9 protein-coding genes and 1 pseudogene are annotated in these 8548 nt (G+C 64.6%); 7 read left to right on the top strand and 3 right to left on the bottom strand.

What is annotated here, in order from left to right; genetic code table 11:
- The 3 genes and pseudogenes from EOA29_RS05195 to EOA29_RS05185 all read right to left on the bottom strand — a co-directional run.
- Positions 1-289 (bottom strand): DUF2852 domain-containing protein (locus EOA29_RS05195; protein ID WP_127220364.1); only part of this gene is annotated, 289 nt, incomplete at its 3' end.
- Positions 290-405: 116 nt separating this feature from the next.
- Positions 406-1543 (bottom strand): annotated as a pseudogene (locus EOA29_RS05190) (benzoate/H(+) symporter BenE family transporter).
- Positions 1544-1546: 3 nt separating this feature from the next.
- A complete protein-coding gene (locus EOA29_RS05185) occupies positions 1547-2317 on the bottom strand; it encodes an alpha/beta hydrolase (RefSeq protein WP_126090873.1) in 771 nt (256 codons plus the stop codon).
- A 214-nt stretch (positions 2318-2531) separates the two neighbouring features.
- On the opposite strand from EOA29_RS05185, the gene infC reads away from it, so the two are divergent.
- The 7 genes from infC to pheT all read left to right on the top strand — a co-directional run.
- Positions 2532-3068: a translation initiation factor IF-3 gene (infC, locus tag EOA29_RS05180; protein ID WP_126090874.1), complete on the top strand. Its 537-nt coding sequence runs from the start codon at positions 2532-2534 to the stop codon at positions 3066-3068.
- A 316-nt stretch (positions 3069-3384) separates the two neighbouring features.
- Positions 3385-4032 (top strand): isoprenylcysteine carboxylmethyltransferase family protein, encoded by a 648-nt coding sequence (locus tag EOA29_RS05175; protein WP_126090875.1) that lies wholly within the window; start codon positions 3385-3387, stop codon positions 4030-4032.
- A 469-nt stretch (positions 4033-4501) separates the two neighbouring features.
- Complete coding sequence (gene rpmI / locus EOA29_RS05165) at positions 4502-4705, top strand: 50S ribosomal protein L35 (protein ID WP_027166935.1); 204 nt, start codon at positions 4502-4504, stop codon at positions 4703-4705.
- Positions 4706-4742: 37 nt separating this feature from the next.
- Positions 4743-5144: a 50S ribosomal protein L20 gene (rplT, locus tag EOA29_RS05160; RefSeq protein ID WP_071100686.1), complete on the top strand. Its 402-nt coding sequence runs from the start codon at positions 4743-4745 to the stop codon at positions 5142-5144.
- 140 nt (positions 5145-5284) lie between these two features.
- Positions 5285-6382: a phenylalanine--tRNA ligase subunit alpha gene (pheS, locus tag EOA29_RS05155; protein ID WP_126090876.1), complete on the top strand. Its 1098-nt coding sequence runs from the start codon at positions 5285-5287 to the stop codon at positions 6380-6382.
- Positions 6379-6816, top strand: a complete 438-nt coding sequence (locus tag EOA29_RS05150) for a GFA family protein (RefSeq protein ID WP_126090877.1) — start codon at positions 6379-6381, stop codon at positions 6814-6816. The genes pheS and EOA29_RS05150 overlap by 4 nt, the downstream gene beginning before the upstream one ends.
- A partial coding sequence (gene pheT, locus EOA29_RS05145; RefSeq protein ID WP_127220366.1) for a phenylalanine--tRNA ligase subunit beta occupies positions 6813-8548 on the top strand: 1736 nt, incomplete at its 3' end. The genes EOA29_RS05150 and pheT, both read left to right, overlap by 4 nt.

Genomic DNA, 8548 nt, shown 5'->3' with positions numbered 1-8548 from the left:
CCTCGGCGAGGCGCTCGAGTTCCTTCTCGCGCCAGTCGTCGAAGGCGACGTTGCCGGTGCGGGACGAGCCGTGGCCCCAGCGGGCAGCCTTGTCGGAGCCGCGGCGGCAGCCGGCGAAGATGCCGTCGGTGGCACGGTTGACGTCGCGCTTGAAGCCATCGAGCCGGTCGCCCCAGATGATGTAGGCGAGCATGGCGAAGCCGAGCGGCCAGAACACCATGAAGCCGATGACCATCAGCGCGATGGTCGCCGGCGTCCAGGCCGGACGGATCAATGCGGTTGTGTTCATTTTCTCCCAATCCTTCCGTTGGAGACAGCCAAACCGGCTGCGTGGAATCGAAATGGGAAGGCGAAATCGGCGATTCAAGGCAAGTCAGCCCAAAACCGGCGAAGAGCCTGAAATGATTATCGCTTTTTGAGTTTTTCCAGGAAAAGCACGACCATTCCGGCGACCAGCCCCCAGAACGCCGCGCCGACGCCGAAAAGCGTGAGCCCCGAGGCGGTGACCGCGAAGGTGACCGTGGCCGGCATGCGCTCGGCCGCGTCGTGAAGTGCTATCGACAGCGCATTGGCGAGAGGCGCCATCAGCGCCAGGCCGGCGACTAGCACGATCAGGCTCGGCGGCAGGACGGCGAAGATCGCCACCAGCGACGCGCCGAAGATGGCGAAGATCAGGTAGGCGAGTGCATAGAACGGTCTTCCAGCGCTCGGCGGGGTCGGGATGGACGTCCGGACCGGTGCAGAGCGCCGCCGAGATCGCCGCCAGATTGGTGGTCGAGGCGCCAAAAGGCGCCGAGAGCAGCGAAAACAGGCCGGTTACGCCGATCAGCGGGCCGGGCTCCGGATGGTAGCCGGCCGCTTTCAGCACGGCGAGACCGGACAGGTTCTGCGAGGCCATGGTGACAAGGTAGAGCGGCAAGGCCAGGCCGATGATGGCCGAGGCGGTGAACTGCGGCGCGATCAAGGTCAGCGTCGACAATTCCGGCGTCGGCAGGCCGCCGACCCGGCCGGTGAGGAAGGCTGCGAGGCCGCCGCCGATCAGCACCACCAGCACCGACACCGCGGGGTTGAACAGCCGGATGACGAAGAAGGCGGCGATCAGCGGCAGGATCAGCCACGGATCGGCGGGAATGGCCTTGACCGCATTGATGGCGAAGCTGACCAGGATGCCGGCCAGCATGCCGGATGCGACCGAGGCCGGTATCTGCGCGATCAGCCGGGTCAGCGGCTTGAACAGGGCGGTGGCGATCAAAAGGATGCCGGTGACGATGAAGGCGCCGACCGCTTGCTGCATGGTGAAGCCGCTGGAGGCCGCGACCAGCGCGAGGCCGGGCGTCGACCATGCGGTGATGACCGGCATCTTCGTGCGCCAGGACAGCCAAAGGCATTCGATCGCCATGGCCAGGCAGATCGCCGTCACCCCGCTCGCGGTCTCGATCTGGGTGGCGCCGACGGCCTTGGCGGCGGCGATGACGATCGCCAACGTGCCGCCGAAGCCGACGACCGCCGCGACGAAGGCGGATATCGGGATGGAAATCCGCATGGTTCAGGCGACCCGCCGGGCCATGTCGCCGACGGCGCGCTTGAGCATGTCGAGATCCTCGGGGCGGGACAGGCGATGGTCGCCATCGGGGATCAGCGACAGCGTGACGTCGTCGGCCGGCAGCAGCGCCGCGAGCTTCAGTGCATGGCCGGACGGCACATCGGGATCGGCCAGGCCTTGCAGGATATGGACGGGGCAGTGGGTGTCGATCGGCCCGGTCATCACCCGGTTCGCCCGGCCGTCCTCGATCAGCGCGCGCGTGTAGATATAGGGCTCGTCCGAATAGTCGGACGGTTCGGCGAAAAATCCCTTTTTCGAAAGATCGCGCTTCTGCGCCTTGGTCAGCACCGGTTCGATCAGCTCGATCGTGAAGTCCGGCGCCGGCGCAAGCAGCACGAGGCCGGCCACGCGATCCTCGCCCGTCTTGCGCAGTTCCTGAATCATGCGCAGCGCAATCCAAGCCCCCATCGAGGAGCCGACCAGAATCTGCTTGCCTTTGCTGAAGCGGCGGAAGACGGCGAGGCTCTCGGCCAGCCATTTCGAGATCGTGCCGTCGACAAAATCGCCGCCGGATTCGCCGTGGCCGGAATAGTCGTGGCGCAGATAGGCGCGGCCTTCGCGGGCCGTCCAGGCCGACAGTGCTTCGGCTTTGGTGCCCAGCATGTCGGACTTGTAGCCGCCCAGCCAGACGATGCCGGGCACGGCACCCGGCGCCTGCCTGACGGCGATATTCGAGCCCGCGACGTCGATGAAAACTGGTGTGCTGGCGTTCATGACCTTGTCCTTCCCGGCCGGTCTTTTGGCACAACCGGTGGTTCGCCGAAAAGTGCTCGCGCCGTTTCTTCGCTTGGTGCAGGGAATGCCAAGCTTTGAGGTGATTTCCTGACAAGGCTGTGCTATTGACTCCGGCCGCGCGCTCACCACATAGCGCGTCCACATAGTTGAATCTAAAGAAACCCTGAACGAAACGGCCGAGGAGACCACGACCATTCGCAGACCTTTCAAAGCAGCGGCACCCACCAAGGACGGTCCGCGCTCCAATAGAGACATCCGGGTGCCCCGGGTCCAGCTTATCGACGCAGAAGGCAACAACCGTGGCGACGTTTCCATCAATGACGCGCTGCTCCTGGCCGAAGAGGCCGGGCTTGATCTCGTCGAAATATCGCCAAACGCGCAGCCGCCCGTTGTAAAAATCCTCGATCTCGGCAAGCTGAAATACGCCAACCAGAAGAAGGCGGCCGAAGCGCGCAAGAACCAGAAGGTCATCGAGATCAAGGAGATCAAGATGCGCCCGAACATCGACAGCCATGACTACGAGACCAAGATGAAGGCCGTGCGGCGCTTCTTCGAAGAGGGCGACAAGGTCAAGCTGACGCTGCGCTTCCGCGGCCGCGAGATGGCGCATATGGAGCTCGGCATGCAGCTTCTGAACAAGGTCCGCGAGGAAGTGGCGCCGATCGCCAAGGTCGAGGCGGAGCCCAAGCTCGAAGGCCGCCAGATGATGATGGTGCTGGCGCCCCGCTGACGAGCGGGCGCCTGCGCCTTTCCTGCTTGTTCCGATACCTGCCGGCGCGGATCCCGAAATCGACCGCGCCTATCACCGCTTCGGGAAACAGAATTGACCGGCCCTCGCGGCATCGTGCTTTCGAGCGGTTCATCGTTTCACGGAAACGCAGAACCGCTCTATCTCTTTGTTCCGGCGCAATTCCGGACGGAAAACCGCTACGCACTTTTCCTGGAATTGCTCTAAAATCCGCCTGAATTGCGGAGCACGGCGTCCCGACGATCGGCGGGGCGCCTACCCGATCGCCGGCAAACCCCTCGACGATCGGATTCCCGTCATGGTCGATGAAGTGAAATTCGCGAACGACGTCCCGCCTGACGGGCTGGGCGGCTACCAGCAGATGCGCAGGCTGGTACTGGCCGTGCTGATCGTGGTGCTGTTCGCGGCGCTGCTGTTCGGTCAGTCGACCTTTCCGCCGGATACGTCGATGCACGAGTCGATCGAGATGTTCGGCGTGCTCCTGATCTTCCTCGGCGTCGTCGGGCGCCTGTGGTCGACGCTTTACATCGGCGGGCGCAAATCTTCCGAGGTGGTCACCGGCGGGCCCTATTCGATCACCCGCAACCCTCTCTATGTGTTCTCGACGGTCGCCGCAGCCGGCGTCGGCGCGCAGATCGGCTCGTTCTCCGGCATCATCCTTTTCGCGCTTCTGTGCGCCGGCGCGTTCCATATCGTCATCCTGCGCGAGGAGAGATTCCTCAAGCAGGCGCTCGGCGCGCCTTACGAAGCCTACCTGGCGCGCGTGCCGCGCTTCTTTCCCAAGCTTTCGCTCTACCAGGAAGGCGACACCGGCAGCTTCAAGCCGCGCCTGCTCTTGAACACGCTGCTCGACGGGCTGGTGTTCCTGGTGGCGCTGCCGGCCTTCGAGCTGATCGACGGCGCCCAGCAGTCAGGGATGCTGCCGGTGCTGTTTAGGCTGCCGTAGGTTGGCTCGCGTCGCACGCCCTTCGGCTAGCCGGGCAAAAAAGATCGCGACAGACCTGAATTTGAGACATCATTTTCGATGTCGGCGCTGCCCCTCATTGCCCTGCCGGGCATTTCTCCCCGTATAGTGACGGGGAGAAAGGGCTGGCCGCAGCCTAGCACCTTTCTTGCGACGCTGGAGATTGGCGAAAACGGCGACGACAGCGCCCCTCTCCCCGTCACTATACGGGGAGAGGATGCCGGCAGGCAGGTGAGGGGCGGCGCAAACGCTGGGAGAATTCTCCTGAAGCGTTCGCCATATGAACGTCGCGTCGGGTGTTGCGCGCGCGCCTCGTTTGATCTATAGGACCGCCGTCTAAAGAAAACCGCCCGGCAGGGCATGCCGTGGCGGTTTCATTTGCTTTTCGGGCTTTGGTCGGCCCGAAGCGAGAAAAGAAGCGCGATGGTGCGCCACATTACGGAGTAGCAAAATGCCCAAGATGAAGACCAAATCGGCCGCCAAGAAGCGGTTCAAGATTACTGCCACCGGCAAGGTGCTGTCGGCTGCCGCCGGCAAGCGCCATGGCATGATCAAGCGTTCCAACAAGTTCATTCGCGATGCCCGCGGCACGATGGTTCTGGCTGAACCGGACGGCAAGAAGGTCATCAAGAATTTTCTGCCGAACGGCCTCTAAACCCCTCGGCCTGGATAGCATTTAAGGAGATCATGACATGGCACGCGTAAAGAGAGGCGTTACCGCCCACGCCAAGCACAAGAAGGTCCTGAAAGCCGCCAAGGGTTTCTACGGCCGCCGCAAGAACACCATCCGCATCGCCAAGCAGGCGGTGGAGAAGTCGCTGCAGTACGCCTATCGCGACCGCAAGAACCGCAAGCGCTCGTTCCGCGCGCTGTGGATCCAGCGCATCAACGCGGCGGTGCACGAGCACGGCCTGACCTATGGCCGCTTCATCGACGGCCTCAACAAGGCCGGCATCGAGATCGACCGCAAGATCCTTTCGGACATGGCCATCCACGAGCCGCAGGCTTTCGCCGCGCTGGTCGCCAAGGCCAAGGTCGCGCTCGAATATCTGAAGAACACCACACCGAATGCTTTTGAGAGCGCTGTCGCCTAAGCCAGCGCTTCCCAAGCATTCGCAATTCTGATTTGGGGAACCCGCGCTGGCACGGCTGGCGCGGGTTTTTCTTATGCCTGATGTAACCAAAATGGTGACGCACCCGACCTGGGTGGTTGCCCGATCGAGAGAGTTTCGCCGTGAACGCCACTGCTGGAAATCTTGAAACCCTTGAAGCTTCCCTTCTAGCCGACATCGCGGCGGCTTCGGATGAAGCCGCGATCGAGGCGGTGCGCGTCTCGGCGCTGGGCAAGAAGGGCTCGGTCTCCGAAATGCTGAAGACGCTCGGCGCGATGAGCGCCGAGGAGCGGCAGGTGAAGGGTCCGGCGATCAACGGCCTGAAGTACCGCGTCACCGAGGCGCTGACCGCACGCAGGGCGGAGCTGAAGGACGTGGCGATCGCCGCCCGGCTTGCCGCCGAGACGGTCGATGTGACGCTGCCGGTGCGCCAGTCGCCGGCCGAGCGCGGCCGCATCCATCCGATCAGCCAGGTGACAGACGAGATCGCGGCGATCTTCGGCGATCTCGGCTTCTCGATCGCCGAAGGTCCGGACATCGAAACCGACCACTACAACTTCACCGCGCTGAATTTCCCGGAAGGCCATCCGGCGCGGGAGATGCACGACACCTTCTTCTTCCAGCCGGACGAGAAGGGCGAACGCAAGCTTTTGCGCACGCACACCTCGCCGGTGCAGATCCGCACCATGGAGCGGCAGAAGCCGCCGATCCGCATCGTCATCCCCGGCAAGACCTACCGGCAGGATTCGGACGCCACGCACTCGCCGATGTTCCATCAGGTCGAGGGGCTGGTGATCGACAAGACCGCCAACATCGCCAACATGAAGTGGGTGCTGGAGGAGTTCTGCAAGGCCTTCTTCGAGGTGCCGAGCGTGAAAATGCGCTTCCGGCCATCCTTCTTCCCGTTCACCGAACCCAGCCTTGAGGTCGACATCCAGTGCGACCGCTCGCGGCCCGGCGAAGTGCGCTTCGGCGAAGGCTCCGACTGGATGGAGATCCTGGGCTGCGGCATGGTGCACCCCAACGTGCTGCGTTCCGGCGGGCTCGACCCCGACGAATACCAGGGCTTCGCCTGGGGCATGGGCATCGACCGCATCGCCATGCTGAAATACGGCATGCCGGACCTGCGCGCCTTCTTCGACGCCGACGTGCGCTGGCTCACGCATTACGGCTTCAGGCCGCTCGACCTGCCGACGCTGTTCGGGGGACTCTCCACATGACGGCCCCGCACACCGGCGGCTGCCGCTGCGGCGCGGTGAGGTTCGAGGCGTCAGCCGAGCCGCACCACATCAGCTATTGCCATTGCAGCGATTGCCGCCGCGCCAGCGGCGCGCCGGTGTCGGCCTTCGTCGGCTTCATGACCGACCAGGTCGCGCTCGAGGGCAAGGCGCTGAAAAGCTACTGCAACGGCCCGGTGGAGCGCTCGTTCTGCGGCACCTGCGGCTCACCGATCGCCTATGTCGACCAGCGGCTCGACAACCGGATCTATTTCATGCTCGGCGCCATGGACATGCCGGCCTATTTCAGGCCGACGCTGCATGCCCATGTGCGCGAGCAACTGCCCTTCCTGCACATGCCGGACGATTTGCCGAGACATCTGAAGACCAGCGTGCCCAGGCCCGAAGAACAAAGACCCGACGGAACACAGTCATGAAATTCACCCTCTCCTGGCTCAAGGACCATCTCGAGACCGACGCCTCGCTTGCCGAGATCGTCGCGCGGCTGACCGCGATCGGCCTCGAAGTCGAGCATGTCGACGACAAGGCGGGCCTGAAGCCCTTCGTCATCGCCAGGGTGTTGACCGCGGTTCAGCACCCCGACGCCGATCGCCTGCGCGTGCTGACCGTCGACACCGGCGACGGCAAACCGCCTGTTCAAGTCGTATGCGGCGCGCCGAACGCCCGCGCGGGCCTAATCGGGGCCTTCGCGGCGCCCGGCACCTATATTCCCGGCATCGACGTGACGCTCTCGGTCGGCAAGATCCGCGGCGTCGAGAGCCACGGCATGATGTGCTCCGAGCGCGAGTTGCAGCTTTCGGACGAGCATACCGGCATCATCGACCTACCCGAGGATGCGCCGGTCGGCACCAGCTTCGCGGCCTACGCGCATCTCGACGATCCCGTGATCGAGATCAACCTGACGCCGAACCGGCCGGACGCGACCAGCGTCTACGGCATCGCGCGCGACCTCGCGGCGAGCGGGCTCGGCCGACTCACTGGCGGCGCGATCATGCCGCATGCCGGCGAAGGCCTGTGCCCGGTCAAGGTCACGATCGAGGCGCCCGACCTCTGCCCCGGTTTCGCGCTCAGGCTGGTGAAGGGCGTCAAGAACGGCCCGTCGCCGAAATGGCTGCAGCAGCGGCTGATCGCCATCGGGCTTCGGCCGATCAGCGCGCTGGTCGACATCACCAACTACGTCACCTTCGACCGGGGCCGGCCGCTGCATGTGTTCGATGCCGCGAAGGTCGCCGGCAACCTCGTGGTGCGCCGCGCCAAGGACGGCGAGACGGTGCTGGCGCTCGATGGCCGCGAATACACGCTGACGCCCGAGATGTGCGTGATCGCCGACGACAACGGCGTCGAATCGATCGCCGGCATCATGGGCGGCGAGCATTCGGGCTGCGACGAGAACACCACCGACGTGCTGATCGAATCGGCGCTCTGGGACCCGATCACCACGGCACGCACCGGCCGCACGCTCGGTATCATCAGCGATGCGCGCTATCGCTTCGAGCGCGGCGTCGACCCCGAATTCATGGTGCCGGGCGTCGAGCTCGCGACCAAGCTGGTGCTCGATTTCTGCGGCGGCACGCCGACGGAAATGGAGGTTGCCGGCTATGCCGGGCACAAGCCGATGATCGTGTCCTTCCCGATCTCGGAAGTGAAGCGGCTGACCGGTATCGAGGTGCCGAAAGAAGAAGCGCTCGGCATCCTCACCCGGCTCGGCTTCGAGCCGCAGGGCTCGGGCGATGTCGTCAAGGTGAAGGTGCCGTCGTGGCGGCCGGATATCGACGGCAAGGCGGATCTGGTCGAGGAGGTGATGCGCATCCACGGCGTCGACAACATCCTGGCCCAGCCGCTGACCTCGCATGACGCCGTCAACGGCAAGATCCTGACCACGCTGCAGGTGCGCACCCGTGCCGCCAAGCGCGCGCTGGCCGTGCGCGGCATGATGGAGGCCGTCACCTGGTCGTTCATCCCGGCCAAACACGCCGAGCTGTTCGGCGGCGGCCAGACCGCGCTGAAGCTCGCCAATCCGATCGCCGCCGACATGTCCGACATGCGGCCCTCGCTGCTGCCCGGGCTGATCGCCGCCGCGATCGGCGTTGCGCTGCGCGGCACCGCCAAGCTCGACGGTTCGGGCCGCAGCTGGGCCGGCAATTCCGG

The organism is Mesorhizobium sp. M1E.F.Ca.ET.063.01.1.1 (assembly GCF_003998155.1).
Lineage (GTDB): Bacteria > Pseudomonadota > Alphaproteobacteria > Rhizobiales > Rhizobiaceae > Mesorhizobium.
This window is presented reverse-complemented; position numbering and strand designations above follow the sequence as displayed.